Annotated in this window: 21 protein-coding genes and 1 tRNA gene; 7 read left to right on the top strand and 15 right to left on the bottom strand. The window is 42.4% G+C overall.

The features are described from left to right. Positions 1–105 precede the first annotated feature (105 nt). The 6 genes from Q8N16_03320 to Q8N16_03295 all read left to right on the top strand — a co-directional run bounded on the left by Q8N16_03320 (position 106) and on the right by Q8N16_03295 (position 4,873). On the top strand, positions 106–1,239 hold the full coding sequence (locus Q8N16_03320) for a tRNA guanosine(34) transglycosylase Tgt (GenBank protein ID MDP3093769.1): 1,134 nt from the start codon (positions 106–108) through the stop codon (positions 1,237–1,239). 62 nt (positions 1,240–1,301) lie between these two features. Then, positions 1,302–2,138 (top strand): hypothetical protein, encoded by an 837-nt coding sequence (locus tag Q8N16_03315; GenBank protein MDP3093768.1) that lies wholly within the window; start codon positions 1,302–1,304, stop codon positions 2,136–2,138. After that, positions 2,135–2,503 carry a diacylglycerol kinase family protein gene (locus Q8N16_03310; GenBank protein ID MDP3093767.1) on the top strand — a complete coding sequence of 123 codons (369 nt, stop codon included), beginning with the start codon at positions 2,135–2,137 and terminating at the stop codon, positions 2,501–2,503. The genes Q8N16_03315 and Q8N16_03310 overlap by 4 nt, the downstream gene beginning before the upstream one ends. 4 nt (positions 2,504–2,507) lie before the next feature. Beyond that, positions 2,508–3,671 (top strand): replication-associated recombination protein A, encoded by a 1,164-nt coding sequence (locus Q8N16_03305; protein MDP3093766.1) that lies wholly within the window; start codon positions 2,508–2,510, stop codon positions 3,669–3,671. A 70-nt stretch (positions 3,672–3,741) separates the two neighbouring features. Further along, positions 3,742–4,347, top strand: coding sequence for a DNA-3-methyladenine glycosylase (locus Q8N16_03300; GenBank protein MDP3093765.1), 606 nt, complete (start codon positions 3,742–3,744; stop codon positions 4,345–4,347). 52 nt (positions 4,348–4,399) lie between these two features. Then, positions 4,400–4,873 (top strand): YbaK/EbsC family protein, encoded by a 474-nt coding sequence (locus tag Q8N16_03295; protein ID MDP3093764.1) that lies wholly within the window; start codon positions 4,400–4,402, stop codon positions 4,871–4,873. A 175-nt stretch (positions 4,874–5,048) separates the two neighbouring features. Here the strand turns inward: Q8N16_03295 and Q8N16_03290 are convergent, their stop codons facing one another. The 11 genes from Q8N16_03290 to Q8N16_03240 form a co-directional block, all read right to left on the bottom strand. Next, positions 5,049–5,771, bottom strand: coding sequence for a DNA alkylation repair protein (locus Q8N16_03290; protein MDP3093763.1), 723 nt, complete (start codon positions 5,769–5,771; stop codon positions 5,049–5,051). Continuing rightward, positions 5,758–6,204 (bottom strand): NUDIX domain-containing protein, encoded by a 447-nt coding sequence (locus Q8N16_03285; protein MDP3093762.1) that lies wholly within the window; start codon positions 6,202–6,204, stop codon positions 5,758–5,760. Before Q8N16_03285 ends, Q8N16_03290 begins: the two co-directional genes overlap by 14 nt. Positions 6,205–6,209: 5 nt before the next feature. Next, entirely contained in the window at positions 6,210–6,722 is a 513-nt protein-coding gene (locus tag Q8N16_03280) for a nitroreductase family protein (protein MDP3093761.1), read from the bottom strand. A gap of 9 nt (positions 6,723–6,731) precedes the next feature. Beyond that, entirely contained in the window at positions 6,732–7,091 is a 360-nt protein-coding gene (locus Q8N16_03275; GenBank protein ID MDP3093760.1) for an HPF/RaiA family ribosome-associated protein, read from the bottom strand. A 54-nt stretch (positions 7,092–7,145) separates the two neighbouring features. Beyond that, the gene (locus Q8N16_03270) at positions 7,146–8,189 is read right to left on the bottom strand and encodes a hypothetical protein (protein MDP3093759.1); all 1,044 of its coding nucleotides are present in this window, start codon (positions 8,187–8,189) and stop codon (positions 7,146–7,148) included. A gap of 64 nt (positions 8,190–8,253) precedes the next feature. Further along, positions 8,254–8,829 (bottom strand): class IV adenylate cyclase, encoded by a 576-nt coding sequence (gene cyaB / locus Q8N16_03265; GenBank protein MDP3093758.1) that lies wholly within the window; start codon positions 8,827–8,829, stop codon positions 8,254–8,256. After that, a complete protein-coding gene (locus Q8N16_03260; GenBank protein MDP3093757.1) occupies positions 8,822–9,805 on the bottom strand; it encodes an ABC transporter ATP-binding protein in 984 nt (327 codons plus the stop codon). The genes cyaB and Q8N16_03260 overlap by 8 nt, the downstream gene beginning before the upstream one ends. A 71-nt stretch (positions 9,806–9,876) precedes the next feature. Further along, the gene (locus tag Q8N16_03255; GenBank protein ID MDP3093756.1) at positions 9,877–10,692 is read right to left on the bottom strand and encodes an ABC-2 family transporter protein; all 816 of its coding nucleotides are present in this window, start codon (positions 10,690–10,692) and stop codon (positions 9,877–9,879) included. Between the two features lie 5 nt (positions 10,693–10,697). Further along, a complete protein-coding gene (locus tag Q8N16_03250; protein ID MDP3093755.1) occupies positions 10,698–11,489 on the bottom strand; it encodes an ABC-2 family transporter protein in 792 nt (263 codons plus the stop codon). Between the two features lie 19 nt (positions 11,490–11,508). Beyond that, the gene (locus tag Q8N16_03245) at positions 11,509–12,297 is read right to left on the bottom strand and encodes an ABC-2 family transporter protein (protein MDP3093754.1); all 789 of its coding nucleotides are present in this window, start codon (positions 12,295–12,297) and stop codon (positions 11,509–11,511) included. Positions 12,298–12,335: 38 nt separating this feature from the next. Beyond that, a complete protein-coding gene (locus tag Q8N16_03240; protein MDP3093753.1) occupies positions 12,336–13,145 on the bottom strand; it encodes an ABC-2 family transporter protein in 810 nt (269 codons plus the stop codon). A gap of 143 nt (positions 13,146–13,288) precedes the next feature. Between Q8N16_03240 and Q8N16_03235 the strand changes: the two genes are divergently transcribed. Beyond that, the gene (locus tag Q8N16_03235; protein ID MDP3093752.1) at positions 13,289–13,939 is read left to right on the top strand and encodes an NUDIX hydrolase; all 651 of its coding nucleotides are present in this window, start codon (positions 13,289–13,291) and stop codon (positions 13,937–13,939) included. Between the two features lie 3 nt (positions 13,940–13,942). On the opposite strand, the gene Q8N16_03230 is transcribed toward Q8N16_03235, so the two are convergent. The 4 genes from Q8N16_03230 to lepA all read right to left on the bottom strand — a co-directional run bounded on the left by Q8N16_03230 (position 13,943) and on the right by lepA (position 17,502). After that, positions 13,943–14,863 (bottom strand): NUDIX domain-containing protein, encoded by a 921-nt coding sequence (locus tag Q8N16_03230; protein MDP3093751.1) that lies wholly within the window; start codon positions 14,861–14,863, stop codon positions 13,943–13,945. A gap of 16 nt (positions 14,864–14,879) precedes the next feature. Beyond that, positions 14,880–14,950, bottom strand: a tRNA-Gly gene (locus Q8N16_03225). Between the two features lie 61 nt (positions 14,951–15,011). Then, positions 15,012–15,410 carry a septum formation initiator family protein gene (locus tag Q8N16_03220; GenBank protein ID MDP3093750.1) on the bottom strand — a complete coding sequence of 133 codons (399 nt, stop codon included), beginning with the start codon at positions 15,408–15,410 and terminating at the stop codon, positions 15,012–15,014. A gap of 298 nt (positions 15,411–15,708) precedes the next feature. Then, positions 15,709–17,502 carry a translation elongation factor 4 gene (gene lepA, locus Q8N16_03215; protein ID MDP3093749.1) on the bottom strand — a complete coding sequence of 598 codons (1,794 nt, stop codon included), beginning with the start codon at positions 17,500–17,502 and terminating at the stop codon, positions 15,709–15,711. Positions 17,503–17,519: the final 17 nt, after the last annotated feature.

The raw sequence follows: 17,519 nt of genomic DNA, 5'->3' as shown, positions 1-17,519 counted from the left end.
ATATCATTTTGATACTAGCTGTAAAAGATCCTTATTCAAAAGAAGTTATGAGCAACCTCCTTCATCCTAGCAAAAATAGACTGAAACTGCTAGATTTAATCAGAGATGAAATATTTAAGACAACTAAAAATAAAGGGGAAACTAATGCGTTTCCCGATCTACTGCCCCGACGCCACTAGGGCCGTGGTCCGATCGCTGGACAGCTGCGACTTGCGAGAAGCCGGCATTGAAGGTCTGATTTTGAATCCTTACCACTTGGCATCCCAGCCCGGAATTGATGTTGTCAGAAAATTCCAAGGCATCAAACGATATATGAACTGGCCCGGCTTTGCCATTACCGATTCTGGCGGCTGGCAATTATTATCCTTGGTCTATAAAGACCCGAGATTCGGAAAAATAAGCGACAAGGGCGTGATTTTCTACAAGGACTCTTTGGGCAGGAATAAAAAATGGCTTTTCACCCCGGAAAAATCAATCCAAACCCAAATGGACCTTGGCGCAGACATCATTATCTGCCTTGACGACTGCCCGAGCAAAAAAGCCACCCGAAAAGATTATGAAACGAGCGTCCGTCGGACGATCATCTGGGCTAAAAGATGTAAAGAGGAATTTCAAAAACAACTGAAAACGGAGGAGACCGGGGCTCCTCCGTCTCGGTTCCAAAGGACTCGACCGTTGCTTTTTGCCGTGGTCCAGGGCGGATCAGATAAAAACCTCCGGGCCGAATGCGCCAGGGAATTGGTCAAAATCGAATTTGACGGCTACGGCTGGGGAGGCTGGACCGCCAAGAAGAAAGGCGGACTAAATATTAATATCGGCAAATTCATTGTTTCGCAACTGCCCAAAGATAAGCCGAAATTCGCTTTAGGCGTGGGTTATCCTTGGGATATTATTGATTGTGTAAAAATAGGCTACCATATTTTTGACTGCGTTTTGCCAACAAGAGACGCTCGCCACAAACGGCTTTATGTCTGGACCAAAAACCCCGACCGAACCAATGTTTTGAAAACCGATTCCCGAAAGTTATTTCGTTTTTTCTATCCCGACAAAGCCAAACACCGGAACGATCAAAAGCCGGTCGACAAATTCTGCGACTGCCGACTTTGCCAAAACTATTCCCGGGCTTACCTAAACCACCTTTTTAAAATTGGGGATTCCCTTGCCTGGCGCCTGGCCACCATCCATAACCTGAGAGTTTATTCCAGACTGATCCAATTGTTGAGAAAACGTATCGGATAAAAATAGTGTAACGAGGGAGAGAGAGATTACGCGCCATAATAAATTTCCGTAATAAGATTGCCATGGCTGAATTAATACGAAATGAACTCGTTAAAAGAATCTCGGTGGCCAAAAAATATCGGCCGGTTTATCTGAAAACCGTTGAAAGAATTGTTTCAGTTTGCGCTGCCAAATACCCCGAAAAACAAGTTGAACAAAAGGCGCGCAATCTTTTGCACCAAATTTGGAGCGTTTATTTCCCAATCCGGCCTGATTTTAAAAAATTATTGAAAAAACTTAAAGAAAACGCCAAAAATATGAGAGGCGTTGGAGGTCCGACCTCCCACGTTTTAAACTCTCAAAAAATTAAAGAAGCGGTTTCGCCCCTGTTAAAACTTCAGTCTTCCACTAAAGAAAGGATTCCCGTTTTAGATGATTTCTATAAAGAGATTTTTAAGGTCACCGGCCAGCCTAAAACAATTATTGATCTTGGCTGCGGCTTGAATCCTTTATCTTGGCCATGGATGAATCTGCCCGAAAACTGCCATTATCTTGGCTTTGATATTGATAAAGAGCAGAACGACTTTCTAAACAATGTCTTCAAACTTGCCGGCCCCAAACGATTTCGAGCAAAACTAGGCGACATATTGGTTGATAGATCGCCGCGGGCCGACGTCATTTTCCTGTTAAAACTCCTGCCCTTATTAGAACACCAACAAAAAGGTATTTCTCTTGATATTCTAAAAAGAATGCCTGCCAAGTTTTTGGTCGTTTCTTTTCCAACAAAAACTATCTCTGGCAGACAAAAAGGCATGATTGACTTTTATTCAAAACAATTCCAGGATCTAATTAGAAACGAACCCTGGGAAACCGAAAAAATCCTTTTCCCAACTGAATTGGTATTTGTCATCAAAAAATGAGCAAAAAACATTCACTCTCAAAAAGCTTTGCCTATGCTTTCGAAGGATTGGGCGCCGCCTTCAAGAACCAACCCAACTTTAGGATTCAGGCGGTTATAGCTATTCTCTCTTTGTTTCTAGCAACAGCTCTAAAACTTTCTTGGCTGGAAATGAGCATCCTCATTTTAACCGCCAGCACCGTCCTGATTCTCGAACTAATTAATACAGCCCTGGAAGCCCTAGTGGATTTAGTCAGCGAAGAAATAAAACCTAAAGCAAAAATAGCCAAGGATGTTTCAGCGGCAGCAGTTCTGTTATCCGCCATCTTGTCTGTAGTTGTGGGAATCTTTCTTTTTCTGCCAAAACTCTTTAAATTATGGTCATAAAAACATGGATAACGCCCCTTTAGCTGACAAAGTAAGGCCGAAAACCCTGAATCAAATTATTGGCCAAGAACATTTGATTGGACCGAATAAACCTTTGCGGCTGGTAATTGAAACCGGCCGGCTTTTTTCAATGATTTTCTGGGGGCCGCCGGGTTCAGGCAAAACCACCTTGGCGCGAATTATTGCCAGTCAGACTAAAGCTCATTTCGTTGGATATTCAGCCGTGGTTGCCAAGAAAAGCGATGTCTTAAGGGTCGTTGAGGAAGCCAGGGAACGGTTAAAACTAAACCAACAAACCATCCTTTTCATTGACGAAATTCACCGCTTTAACAAAGCCCAGCAAGACGCTTTCTTGCCCTATGTCGAAGACGGCACTATTATCCTCATCGGCGCCACCACGGAAAACCCGAGCTTTACCGTTATTAGTCCCCTGCTTTCAAGATGCCGGGTTTTTGTCTTGAACGAATTAAGCGAAAAAGATCTGGCAAAAATTGTTAATACCGGCGCTAAAGAATTAAAGGTTAAGCTTTCGCCCGACGCCCGCGACTTTATCGTTAGATTTGCCAACGGCGACGCCAGACAGGCATTGAATCTTTTGGAGGCTGGCGTCCGGCTTTACAAGAACCCGACCTTAGACAACCTAAAGAACGCGTTACAGAGCAAGTTTTTAAGGTATGACCGGGCTGGCGAAGAGCATTACAACACCATTTCCGCGCTCATTAAATCAATGCGCGCTTCCAACCCCGACGCCGCCTTGTATTATCTGGCACGGTTGGTGGATTCAGGTGAAGATCCGCTTTTCATTGCCCGGCGAATGGTTATTTTCTCTTCCGAAGACGTAGGCTGTGCCCAGCCAACCGCTTTAGTCGTTGCCAACGAAGTTTTCAGAGCCTGCCAAGAAATCGGCTATCCGGAATGCGCCATTAACCTGGCTCACGGAGTCGTGTATTTGTGTCAGGCGAAAAAAGACCGCAGCTCTTACAACGGCCTTTTTGCGGCTATGGAAGACGTAAAAAAATACGGCAACCTACCCATTCCTTTAAAATTAAGGAATCCGGAAACCAAGCTGATGAAAAGCTTAGGTTACGGCAAGGGCTACGAAAAATACGACCCGGGCAACCTCCTACCCGACCAGCTCAAAAACAAAAAATATTACCTTAAACCATGATCCTTGTTAACATTGCGTACGCAATGTTAACGAGGATTTAAACTGAAGATAAAGTTGAGAATAAAAAATAATGAACAAAATAAAAATTGGAAAAGTGAGCGCTTGTCTGAGAAAGGATCCGGTCATGAGGAAACTGATTGGAAAACACGTCCTTCCAGAGCTTGAACTAAAAAAGAATCTCTTTGCCGCCCTGACTTATGAAATAATCGGTCAACAATTATCGGGAAAAGTCGCTAGAGTCATCTACAAAAGATTTCTCGATCTTTTCGGAGGAAAGCTTCCAAAACCAAAGCAGGTCCTAAAAATCAGCGATAAAAAATTAAGGAGCTGCGGCTGTTCCTGGGCAAAAGTCAAATACCTCAAATCATTGGCTGAATGCATAGAAAACAACCAACTCAACCTTAAGTCCCTCCACAAACTTCCCGATGAAGAGGTCTACGAGCAGCTTTTGAAAGTTAAGGGCATTGGCCCATGGACCGCAGAAATGTTTATGATTTTTACGCTCCACCGGCCAGATGTTTTTTCTGTCGGCGATCTGGGACTGAGAACTGCTGTTTCTCGCCTTTATGGTGTACGACGGGATAATTTAAAGAAAATTGAAGAAATTTCCAAAAGATGGCAGCCTTTTCGCAGTTTCGCCTGCCGCTATCTCTGGAAAAGTCTTAATAAAGAATAGTTAAATAAATACTCGTTAACGCTGCCATAGCAGTTTTAACGAACTTTTTAAAATGATTGAAACTAGCCCGGTTTTTGAGAAAATAAAAAAACTGCTTGATGAAAATGGCATCGCTTACCAGCTTTTTGAACACGAGCCGGTTTATACTTCAGAACAAGCCGCCCAAATCAGAAATACTAAAATGTGCCAGGGCGCTAAAGCGATTATCTTCAAAGCAGATGATAAGCCCGTTTTAATTGTTGTCCCGGGCGACCGGCGCGTTGATACTAAGATCTTCAAAAAACTCTACTATATCAAAGATCTGCGGCTTTTGACCGCAGATGAAGTGAAAGAATTAACCGGCCTGGAAATCGGCGCTATTCCTCCTTTTGGCAGCGCTATAAATCTGAAAATCTATTGCGACCAAGCAGTTTTTGAAAACGAAGAGATTGTTTTCAACGCCGGCGCCCACACCAAATCAGTCAAAATGAAATCAAAAGATTTCGAAATCCTAGAAAAACCGGCCATTGGCCATTTCTGCGTTTAAATAGGAAATCCCCCAAAAAGATTTTTAACTCATTCACCAGTTTTTTAAATTTACGAAATTTACACGATCGCCTGAATTTCGTAAGACTATGTTTTTCTCCTATCTTTCCCGAATAAATTATGACGATAAACCTACGATCGTGAGTTTATCGTAAGTTTAATTTTTAGGGTCTAAATCATTTTCTACCGGTTTCAAGTTTACGCAAAGTTTCACGGACGGCGATCTTGGGCAGACCGCCCTGATTTTTCTTCAAGTAAGCGGCGACTTCCTTTTTGTGATGTTTTGTTAAACTCCGCAGCAGCCAAGAAATCGCTTTGGTGATTAAAACACGCTTTTCGCTTTTTAGCTTCTCAATATTAGCAAAGGTCATTTTGGCTAACCTCGGATCAGCTGACTCCCTTGTCGATTTTGTTAATAAGACCAAAGAGGCGCGGCGTTTATGAATATTTTTATCTTGGAAAAACTTTTCCAAAAGCGCTTTCCACTCCGGCCAGCGATTTAAAATCAATTCTGCCCCGAAATTCGCCTGGCACAAAGAATCAACCTCGCACCAACCGCAGGTAAGGTTCAACCATTTATCCAAAAGCCAAATGTCCATTTGCTTTTTGAAATCAGGTGAAAACTCTAAAAGTTTCCCAGCTGTTACTACCTCTTCAAAGGACTTGCCTGCGTACAAAGAATTGAGCAATAAAACGAACTCTCTCGTAGAAAGTCCCTTGTGGGCTTTTAGGAAATTCTTGGCGGTTTTTTCTTTGTCAGCTGTCCTTACCGAATAGCAGATTTTGTCTGTGCCGACATACCTTTTCTCAAAATCGCGATTAGCTTGAGTTGTCTTTTTAAGGTTCTTTTTCAGCTCCCGTAGAATCTCTGAATGGTATTTGTTTTTAATCTTTCCCATACAGTTGCTTTTTGACTTTCTTCACAAACTCAACGCTGCCTATGGGAAAACCTTTCCCTTTGATAACTTTATCAATTTTCATCTTTAACATCCCCTTGCCCTCTTTTATCTTAACCTTGCTCAAATCTCTATTTACCGGCGAAAGGAATATCCAACATTTAGCCTTCTGGCCGAGAGAACAAACTGTTTTCCTTTTCAAAGGTATCAACTTATAGGAAAAAATCCCAAAAAAATCAAGTTTTTTGGGGACAAATTCTAGTTCTTCCTTTAGTTCTCTCTTAAGAGCCTGTTTTGGTGTTTCCCGTTTCTCAATTCTTCCGCCCCAAAAACCGTATTTCTCACCGGTTTTAGAAACGTCTTTTCCCCTTTCTTGTACAAAGACATTCCCCTCCTTATCATAGAAAACAACAATAGCAACCTTTATTTCCGGCATTGCTTTTACCATTTATCGTAATGGATTTTTTTAATATCAACCTCGCTATCATTATGTTCTTCCGGGGATTCAACCGGATAACCCAAGGGCATCAGGCAAAGAATTCTTATATCTTTGGAGATATTAAGGATTTTCCTCACATATTCTTCAGCGCCTTGCCGGCCATCTGGGTTTTTAGGATCTCTGATCTGAACAAAACAGGTTCCCAGTCCCTGATTAACAGTCTCAAGATAAATGTTCGCGGCGGCAATACCGCAGTTTTCAATCCAGAAAGAATCTTCTTTAGAACAAAGGACAAGAACAACCGGCGCTTCCTTAGCAAAACCCGACCAAGGAGTGGCTTGAGAAAGTTTTTCCTTGGCATCTTTGTCTTTGACAACAATAAACTCCCAAGAACGGCGGTTATGGGCCGTAGGAGAAAACATGGCCGCCTTTAAAATCTCGTCCAGTTTTTCCTTTTCCACCTCTTTTGGCAAATATTCCCTGACACTCCGCCTTTTTCTAATGACTTCTAACATATAACTTGGTTATCCTATTTTCTTCTTGCGCCTTATAAATTCCATTTTCTTCTCTTTGGTCTTCCTGAGGATGAGCTCGATATCGTCTTTAACCTCCTCTATGGCCGCTCCTAAGTCATAATTAGTTGAAGTAGCCCTCAAGTTTTTGCCCGGCCAGCGGATGTTGCACTCGGCGTACCAAACCAGGCCCTGTCGGTGATGGCGGGTCACCTTGCCGATCTCAACCCAGGCATGGACCGCCTCTCCCAGTTCTTTTTTCCCGAAATGAGCCGGGACAGCCAATTTATCAAGAAAGCCCAGCCTTTGCCCAATATAGCTTTTAAGATCTTGGTTGGGCTGAATATTGGTATATTTAATGTGAATTTCCATTGTTCAATTATATCCAGTAGGCTAATTAACCTAAGTTAATTATAGCAGATATATTCATAATCTGATGAGTTTTTCCAGCCAAGGGATATTCTGATTCCGCCTCTGCCACCAGATATTTTCCCAAACATAGTGAATAGCCAAGTTTTTCCATTTGCCCCACCTGTTAAAATGCTTGAGCATCTTTTCTACTGGCACTAGTTCCTTTTCCCAGTCCTTGTTAAAAAAGATCTTATTATAAATCTTCTGCTCCCAGGGAGAAATATGCTTTAAAAAATCCCATTGGTGAAAAGCGTCAAACATAATATAGCCAGCAGAAGCCGGACCAATACCATAAAGAGAAATCAGGGCTTTTTCCTGTTCTTCCACAGAAGCGCGTCTTAGTTTAAATTCATCAAAACGAAGATTACCATTTTTACACGATCGTGTGTTTTTCGTAGCATCTTGTTCGAGAAAAGTCTGTCTGGAGAAAACGAACGCCTGCGAAACTTTGATCAAAGATTTTGCCCGATAGCCCATCTTTAAATCTCTTAATTTTTGTTCACTGGCTCCAGCCAAGACTTTTGGCTCCCAAAAACACCACAGTTTTTGCCCAGCAAACTCCAGCAAAGTCCCGTAGTTCTCAAAAAGGGCTTGCATCATAGAAACCGAACGACGGACAGTGGCGTTTTGTAAAACAATGTCAATAATCAAATACTCATATAGAGATCCGGCGTGCATGGGCCGCAAGCCCCGGAATTTTTTAATAATTGGATTTAAAAGCGGGTCTTTGCCGGCGTCTTTATAAAAACCCGATAAATCCAGGTTTAAATTATAACGCCAAATCACCTCGTTTTTAACCGAGTCAATGAATTCTGGTGATAGTTTCTTTTGAGAATAAATAGCAACTTTAACTTTTGGGTTCTTTGCCGTGCCGGCATTCTCAAAGACCACGCCCAATCTCTCCCCCCGAAAAAGCATTGTCTGCCACCTTTTACCGCCGTGCTCGGCCCATTTCATGTCGTTTGATGGAAAATGCGCCGGCTTGAAAAAAGTTGAATCAAAATGAAAAGGCCTCGTCGGAACGATGTCGTGAACTGCTCTATGAATAAGTTTTGTCATAAAGAATCAACTACTTCCACCTCTTTTTCCTTAACTAAAAAACAAAGGGTGGCTTGTTTCATTTTTATACTTCTTTATATTTAGCTTCTTCAGGAAAAAGCAGAAGATAAGGATAACCCATATAATTAATCATAATTTTGCCACAACCCACCTCTTTCAGAAAACAGATCATCCTTTCCGTAGTTTTTCCAGGGTCAGCGTTCTCGTCTCCGCCTTTATATTCAATTTCCACAAAATTACCTAAATTTTTTACCGAATCTAGAGCAATCTCAAAATCTTTATAAAGCCAAATCTTCCTCGTCTTATCAACAGTAATAAGCGACCTAAAATTAAGCGCTTCGAGGGCCTTTTTAAGCTGACTCAAGTCCTTGATCTCGGTTTCGTACTCGTCGCAATAAAAGGATTTTTCTCCTTCGTAATGCCAATTTTTGTATGTGAAAGAATAACTACCATTGCTTTCTCTTAATCGCAACCATTCGGCTATCGGCCTAACGACGGTAAAATCTCTATGGGCTGGAGTAAAATATTCGTCAACTTGGCGCGTTTCAAACTTAAAAACAGCGTTTTCTTTCAAAAACGCCAGTAAGGATTCGCTCTTTTCGATATTCACTTGAATTTCAATTTCAATACTTTTAGGCATAATCCTTGCCCGTAAAAAGCTCTCTGATAATGTCTTCAATGGCCGGCTCTTCAATTGATAAATCTGCTACCGGCAATTGCTCTAAAGCCCGGGCAGTCATGCCGGCCACCTGATCTCTTTTGGCGCTCAAAACCAGCTTTGGATAATTGAATTCCTTGACCGGAAAAACCTTGGCCACAACCTTAGGATCGACTTCTTCGTTTAAAATCAGAGAAATGAGTTTGTGGTCGGCGTATTTCTGGACAATATCTGAAAGCTGGCCGTCAAAGCAGAGCCGGCCCTGGTCAATAATCATCACCCTTTTGCAAAGCCGTTCAATGTCGCCCATATAGTGCGAAGTCAGGATAATGGTTGCTTGGTGTCTTTTATTGTATTCGCTGACAAAATCCAGAATCTTCTTTTGGGAAACCACGTCTAGGCCGATGGTCGGCTCGTCTAAAAACAAAACTTTGGGCGAGTGCAAAAGGGCGGCGATCAATTCGCATTTCATTCTTTGCCCCAGAGACAATTTCCTGACCTGGACCCTTAAAATATCTTCTATCCCGAGTAGTTGGACCAGTTCGTCCAAAGTTTTTTTGTACTGTTTATCGGGAACCTCGTAAATCTCTTTGTTTAAGTTGAATGTTTCAATGGCCGGCAAATCCCACCACAACTGGTTTTTCTGGCCCATAACCAGGGAAATCTGCTTTAAAAAACTGTGTTTCCTGTCCCAGGGGTTAAATCCTAAAACCCGAACCTCGCCCGAATTCGGATATAGAAGTCCGGAAAGGCATTTTAAGGTCGTGGTCTTGCCGGCGCCGTTTGGCCCGATAAAACCCACCAACTCCCCCTCTTCAATCTCAAAAGAAACGTCGTCAACCGCTTTAACGTCATAATACTTTCTCTTGACCAGGGATTTTAAAGAACCTAAAAAACCCGGTTCTTTCTGGTGGACCTTATAGAATTTTTTCAAGTTTTTTGCCGAAATAACTGCCATAAATTTGGTTGAATTAATAATTAATTATATCACGAGCGAATCGAGAGATATATGAACGAAGCGATTATATCTTATGAGCTGGCTGATTGATAGTGTTTCAAGGCCTGTTCCCAAATACAGCGGGAAATAAGATAAAGCGCCAAAGCGATCAATGCCGCAAAAAACAAGTACAGCCAATTCAGTTTCCCTAATAGAAAAGCTGTCGGCACATAGCCGAAGAACAGAATCGGGACAAAGAAAGTCAAAAAAGCTCTCAGCCCTAAAGGATAAATTTCTGCTGGATAGTGGCCGAAATCAGAAATTTCAAAGATCCAATCAAGAAAAGATCTGGCATTTGTGACAAAAAAGGCCAAAGAGGCGAAGATGAGATGGAGAAAATAGCAAATCAGATAGCCCAAGATTAAAAGGAAAATGAAGCCGACTATCCTGGAAGGATCGACTCTTTCTGCGACTTTAACTAAAGAGTAAATAAAGACTAAAAGGGAACTGACAAAACTGCCAATGAGGGTAAAGTCGAGTGTCTTGAAAGAAGCCAAAAAACGGGAGTTGAGCGGCTTTAGCAGGGACTGGTCAAATCTACCGGTCCTGACATCGTTTATAAAAATCCTCAGATTGCCGATAAAGCTCGACCAGTAAATAATAAACATGACTTCGCTGGTTCCGGTCAAGAAAACCACTTCCCATAAACTCCAGCCGCCCAGCTGCTTGACCTTGGAAAAAATAATGCCGAGGAAGACTAAAATTGTTAGCATCCAGACAATCGGAGCCAAGCCAAGCAACAGCCCGTTGATCCTGAATATCAAAATCTCTCCGAAACTAAGTTTGATTAGTGAACAGTAGATTTTTAAATAACGGGCGATTCCGTTTTTTATCTTAATTAAAATCATATGTTTTACTGCCCGGTTGCTTCATAGCGTTTAAGCCCTTTGTTCCAGAGATAATTCAAAACCACCAGAAGGAAGCCTATCCACAAAAGAGAAACAAAAACGCCTGTTGCTATTTGAGAAGGACCCAATGAACCCTGATAAATCTTTATGGGAAAATAAAGCGTATATTGAAACGGCAGAAAATAGCTGATATTTCTTACAGCGGCGGGAAACATCTCCAGGGGAACCAGGGATCCGGCCAGAAACCCGACTAAAAGATCGACAAAAGTAGAAAACAAACGAACATCCGTCACCCAAAAGGCCAAGAGAGCCAGCAAAAGATTAAAAACGAAGTTAAGGAAGAGGGCCAATGGCAAAAAGGCGAAAAAGACGATTAATTTTCCGGCCGAAGGGAAGGTGAAAAGAGTTGGCACCAAAACAAGAAAGGCTAAGATGAGGGAAGACCTAACCAAAAATTCGAAGAATCTATCAGCCAAAAACAGAGAAAACCAGTAGCGAAGATAACTTACCGGTCTAGTAAGATACATTGAGAGACTGCCTTCCTTTATTTCATCGCCAATCAGCCTTGAGGTGTTCCAGCGATTGGTGGCATGCAGAACCCTAACCATTACCAAATACGTTAACATTGAAGAAAAAGTGTAGCCGGCAAAGTTATCGGTCTGTTTGAAAACTGCCTTAAAGATGAAGATCATAATCACTAAAGTAAAAGCTCCCATGATCAGATGGGCAAAAAGTTCAGCCCTGTACTCTAGACTTTTTTCCAAGTTTGTCTTAAAAATCAGCCAATATTTCCTCATGAACTAATTATAGGATAAATTAGGAACTAGCGCTTGAATAATGTTTTAAAGCGAACTGCCAAAACAACTCCGAAAGCAGAGAGGTGGCAACCACCATCAAAGCGGCTATCCCAAAAGAAATCTGCCCAGCTCTCCCTAAAAATATCTCCGTTGCGAAAGTGGCGATTAACCCCAAGGGAATAGCGTAAGCGAAAAATGATTTTAACCGGCCCTTGAAAACGTCAACCGGATATCTTCCGGCGGAAAGAAGACGATCGAAAATGTCGTTAAAATTGAAAACGTTAATCAGCCAAAAATTCGTGGTAATGACCGCAAAAAAGATATTATAAAAGGTAATGAGGCCGGCGAGAAAGAAGGCCAAAAATCCGCCCCACTCGTAAATTGTGGGCTGAATTCCAGCGCCGCGCAAAAGCGAGGCAAGGACAAAAACCATAATAACAATCCTGAAAATATTCTGGAACTCTACGTAGCGGAAAGATGCCATAAAGCGAGGGTTGACGGGCTTTAAGAGGATAAAATCAAATTCGCCGTGGCGGATAAAATGAGAAAACCGCTGCAGATTTCCCATAAAAAACATTTCCATAATGTCGTGGAAAAGCATTCCCACCACCGCCAAAATCATGACTTCTTGCTTTTGCCAGCCGGCCAAAGAATCTACCTGGCCGAAGATTAAGATAACCGAACCCAGCATCACCCCCAACCAGAAAATATGAATTATCGACAGGATAAAAACATTGAAGCGGAACTCCAATTCTCTGACTAAGCAATTGCGGAAAAAATGGAAATATAGTTTTAAGTAGCGTAGCACGTCGTTAGTTATAGGTTATGGGTTATAAGTTATAGGTTTCACTGTCCAAAGGCAGTATATGCTTTTCTGCCCCGCTCCCACATTATTTTGTAAAGCAAATTGAAAAACAAAATCCAAAACAAAGAAACCGCAATCCCAAAGGCAATTTCTTCTAAAGAAAGTTTGCCGAAGAAAATTTCCAGGGGAAAAGAAAACAAATAGCGGAAAGGCAAGATTCTGATAATCGTCTGAAAAGCCCCCGGGAAAAAGCTAATCGGCAGATACCAGCCGCCGAGAAAGTTCCGCCCGGCCCAAAAAAGAGTGTCTACTGTCCAAACTTCGGTAAACCAGAAAGCTAAAAGCCCTAGGCACAAGCTAAATCCAAAAATCAAAAAAATGGCCAGAAAGATTGCCAGCACCGCCCAAAGCAACCTGTCCCAGACAAACTCAAATGCGACAAGCCCTTGTTGCTGCAAGATAACGGCTAAAACCAAAGTCAGGGTCAAGCCCATAATAACGGCAAAAGAATGCCAGCCGGCTTCTTCGGAAAATTTTCTCCAATAAAAAGAAAAGGGCTTGGTTAGACTGGAAGCGACGATATCCCCGCTTTTAATCTCGTCGGCAGTGCTGTAAAATGGCAGCCAGTTGACCACCCAGTGCAGGAAAAATCCGGCTAAATAATAACCGATGAGCTCGGATTGATTGTAGCCGCCGAGGGATTGGTTGGAACCGACCGACAGCCAAACAGAAATGATGACTGTCAAAAAAATGAGGTTGGAAAAGATCCAAACCAAAATCGACCCCCGGTAATAAATGGTGGCCGAGAACTGATTCTTAAAAAAAGCAAGATATTTTTTAATGCGTAGCATGGATAAATATAATTGCCGAAGCCGGCTTCACTTGACCTAAATCCCCACCGGTTTAGGATAAGGGCATAATATCATATTTTACCACTAAATCTACTTTAATGAAGCCAGAAATACATCCAATTCAAGCCCGCATTCTACGAACAATGTTATTTAGAGAAAAGTCGCGTTTTGCCGATTTAAACACCTTAAAGCTCCCGACAGACCACTTCAACTTCCATTTAAAACAACTGATTGGCGCCGGGCTTATACAAAAGGATAAAAAGGGTTTTTATTCGCTAGCCATCAAGGGCAAAGAGTTTGCCAATCGCCTGGACACCGACAAAATCGTTCTGGAAAGACAGGCAAAAGTAGCAGTCGTGGTCTGCGCTGTCCGCCAGCATGGTGAAACAAGGCAATACTTAGTTCAGCAACGACTAAAACAGCCCTCTTATGGTTTTTATGGTTTTGTCACCGGTAAAATCAAATGGGGCGAAACCGTCAGTGAAACAGCAGCTAGGGAGTTTCTTGAAGAAACAGGCTTAAAAGCCAAGTTATCTTTGGCTGGCATAGAACATAAAATGGATTATTCCCAACGAGGAGAAATTTTGGAGGACAAGTTCTTCTTCATTTTTCGAGCCGAAAACCCGAAAGGCCCACTCACAAAGAACTTTGAGGGCGGCCGCAATGTCTGGCTGACTAAAAAAGAAATTCTCAAGTTGCCCGATATTTTTGACGACGTCTTGAAAATTATAGGAATGGTTAATCAAAAAAACCTGGCCTTTCTTGAGGCCAAGTACAAAGTCAAAAGATATTAATTATCAGAAGATTTTTAGTTCCTTTCGCCACCTATACCAGAAAACCTCCAATCCTGGCGATTTTACCCATTCCCTCTCAGGAATCTGACCGGCGAGATAACGTCGGGTCTTCTCGGCTAAGTTTTCTATTTGCTTCGAAGAATACCAGCCGATATTTTTAGTCTCATATACACTCCGTTTGATCTGACCTTCTGCCTCTACATTGTACACTTTCCAATAATGCCAGGCTCCGCCTTTTCTTCGGCAAGGGTTCTGTTTTCTTCCTTCAAAAATCAATTTCAGTTTTTTAGCCCTTAAGCCGACTTCCTCTTGAAGTTCTCTTTTAGCTGCTTCTTCAAAACTGATACTGCCGTCTACGTGGCCGGCTGGCGGAGCAAAACCGAAAGGCGGTTTTTTCCTCTCAATCAAAAGCAATTTGCCATTGCGCCAGATATGCATGCCGACGCTGGTATGATCGCATTTTTTAACCCAAGCCCATTGTTTCAGAGTTTCAAGCTCTTCTATTAATACCTCCGGAGGGACAATTTTAAAATTTTTGGAAAACCTTAACATCGCCCTTAATCCCGCGTCTTTGGGCTCAGCGATAAAAAAAGTAGGTTTTCCCATAATTTGGGCGGCTCCGATTTCCGCCGACAAAGAAAGACCAACATACCCTTCTTTGTCAAAAATAACTAAAATGTCCGCTTGCCGAAGTTTCTCATAGAACCAACCAGTCACTTTGATTATCTTTTTAAACTCATTTCTCTTTAAACCTTTCTCTTTTAAATCGTTTTTAATCTTCTCTATTTCCAAAGAAGAAAAATCGCCCAAGAAGAATCGCGGCAAAAAACATTGGCAACCAAAAAGTTTCAGCTCATTTGCTACTCGTTTCATCTCGTCAAGAAACTTAAAACTGCCGCAGAAAAGAATTTTAGCCGGCTTCATAGGTGATATTTTCATAAGCGGGTGAGGAGAATCGAACTCCCGTGTCTAGCTTGGGAAGCTAGCGTACTGCCACTGTACTACACCCGCACTTTGCCATCTTACTCTTTATTAAACCTCACTCTAGTGCTACGTAGCAGTAGAGTGAGGACTATAAGCCTAATTTATCTAAGATTTTTTGCCACCAAAACCCTGATTGCTCCCGGGCTGCCGGCTCCGGGCTGGCCGAAGGCGAAACGACCACAATCACCACTTTTTCTCCAGGTTTTTTTAGCTGGAAGTTCTCTCTGGCTTTTTTCTCCAGAAAACTTTCTTGGGAAGAAGAATCCGTGCCGGCTTTCAGCTCCAGATTCCTTTTCTCCAAGACGGCGATCTCTTTTTCCAGAGCGTCGGTTCTTAAAAACAGTTCTTTGCGCCTCTGGGCCATTTGCCAGCCGGAAGATGCCAAAAATATCCCGATCAGCAGAAAAATAACTATAAAAAACCACAAATTGATCCGGCTTTGCGGCAGATCCTTTTTGCTTTTCTTTGTCTTTGTTTTTGCTATCATGCCCCGTTGGAAATTCAAATATTTTCCATGATTTATTAATGACTAATCAAAAATGTGCTATAATAAAATTGAAGTAAAATTCAAAATTTCGAATTGGAAAATACTTATCTATCACCAGACAACAATCGGCAAATTGATTAACATAACTCGTATTGCCCTGTGGAAACCCTTGCGATTTCCTATGGGGTCATAGAATAATGCCCAAATTCCGATCAAAATCATTCTTAAATATCCTCTGGAAGATTGTCATTATTGTCGTCGCCCTGAGCACGATTATCTTACTGGTTGCGCCTTTAATCTAGCTGCGCAGCATCTCCAGGAAAACCTTTTGGGGAATATGAAGCTGGCCTTTTTCTTTCAGCTCGGCTTTGCCTTTTTTCTGCTGCTCCAAAAGCTTTCTTTTCCGAGTATAATCGCCGCCGTACAAAGGAGCAATGACGTCCCTGCCCTTGGCAGAAATGGTTTCCCGGGCAATCACCTTGGATCCAATGGCTGCTTGCAAAGCGACCGAAAACAGCTGGCGCGGCAGGGTTTGCTTCAGTTTCTGAACGACTTTTTTGCCTTCCTCGAACGCTTTTTCTTCCGGCACTATCTTAGAAAAGGCTTCATATTTTCTGCCGGAAATCAAGATGTCAAGCTTCACCAATTGGGCCGGCCGGTATCCCAGCGGCTGATAATCGATCGAAGCGTATCCGGAAGTGACGTTCTTGATGTTTTCATAAAGGTTAGTGATAATTTCCCGCAAAGGCGCTTCATAAGAAATGAGGATTTTTTCGTGGCTCAAATGACCGGTATTAATATGCTTGCCGGAAAGTTTTGACAGGACTCCGAAAACAGGGCCAATATAACTAAGGGGCGTGGCCACTCGCAAAACCATCCACGGCTCTTTGGCTTCTTTGATCTGGAATTGTTCCGGCCAGTCAGCGGCAGTGTAAATTTCCCTTTCTTCATTTCTACTGTCAATAATTTTATACACTACCGACGGCGAAGAGATTACCAAGCCCAGCCCGAATTCGCGCCCCAAACGTTCGGTGGTAATCTCGGTATGCAATAACCCCAGAAATCCGCATCTGAATCCCCGACCGAGCATTTCCTTGGCTTCCGGCTCAAAAAACAATGAGGCATCGCTAAGCTTTAATTTATTCAAAGCGTCTTTTAATAAATCAAAATCGTCAGCGTTCTCCGGGTAAAAAGAAGCGAAAACCATTGATTTGGGCTCCTGGTATCCGGGCAGAGGTTTTATTGAAGTTTGCGGTTTATAGTTTATAGTTTGTAGCAAGGAAATTGTGTCGCCTACATGAACTTTGCCCGGCTCCTTGATGCCGGTTGCCAAATACCCGATTTCGCCGGCTGAAAGCTCTGCTAAAGGCGACAGTTCCGGCTTGAAAAAACCAACTTCCAGAACATCGCCTGTTTCCTTGTTGAAAAATAAGGTGATTTTTTCGCCTTTTTTAATGTTGCCGTCAACCACCCTGACAAAAGCCATTACTCCTTTATGAACATCAAATTTTGAATCAAATATTAAAGCTCTGAATGGCTTTGAAGGATCTCCTGCTGGCACGGGAATTTTCTCCACTACCCTATTCAATAATTCTGCCACTCCTTGACCGGTTTTGGCGGAAATTAAAAGAATCTCTTCCGGATCAATATCAATAATCTTCATAATTTCTTCCTTTGCTTCTTCAATCATCGCCTGCGGCGAATCAATTTTATTGATTACCGGGATAATGACCAAATTCTGTTTCTTTGCTTGCTCTAAATTGGCAATCGTCTGCGCCTGGACGCCTTTGGTAGCGTCGACCAACAAGATTGCCCCCTCGACCGCAGCTAAAGAACGGGAGACCTCGTAACTGAAATCCACGTGTCCGGGAGTGTCTATCAAATTTAGCGTATAGCGTTTAGCGCCTAGCGTATAGTTCATCCGCACTGGCTGCATCTTGATGGTAATCCCCCTTTCTCTTTCTATATCCATCATGTCCAAATACTGCGGCCGCATTTTGTCTTGGGCGACGGTCTTGGTCAATTCCAAAAAACGATCTGCTAGAGTCGATTTGCCGGCGTCGATATGGGCAATGACGCAAAAATTCCTCATTAAACAATTTTGGTCGA

This window comes from bacterium, assembly GCA_030693425.1.
Lineage (GTDB): Bacteria > Patescibacteriota > Minisyncoccia > Minisyncoccales > GWA2-46-15 > GWA2-46-15.
This window is presented reverse-complemented; position numbering and strand designations above follow the sequence as displayed.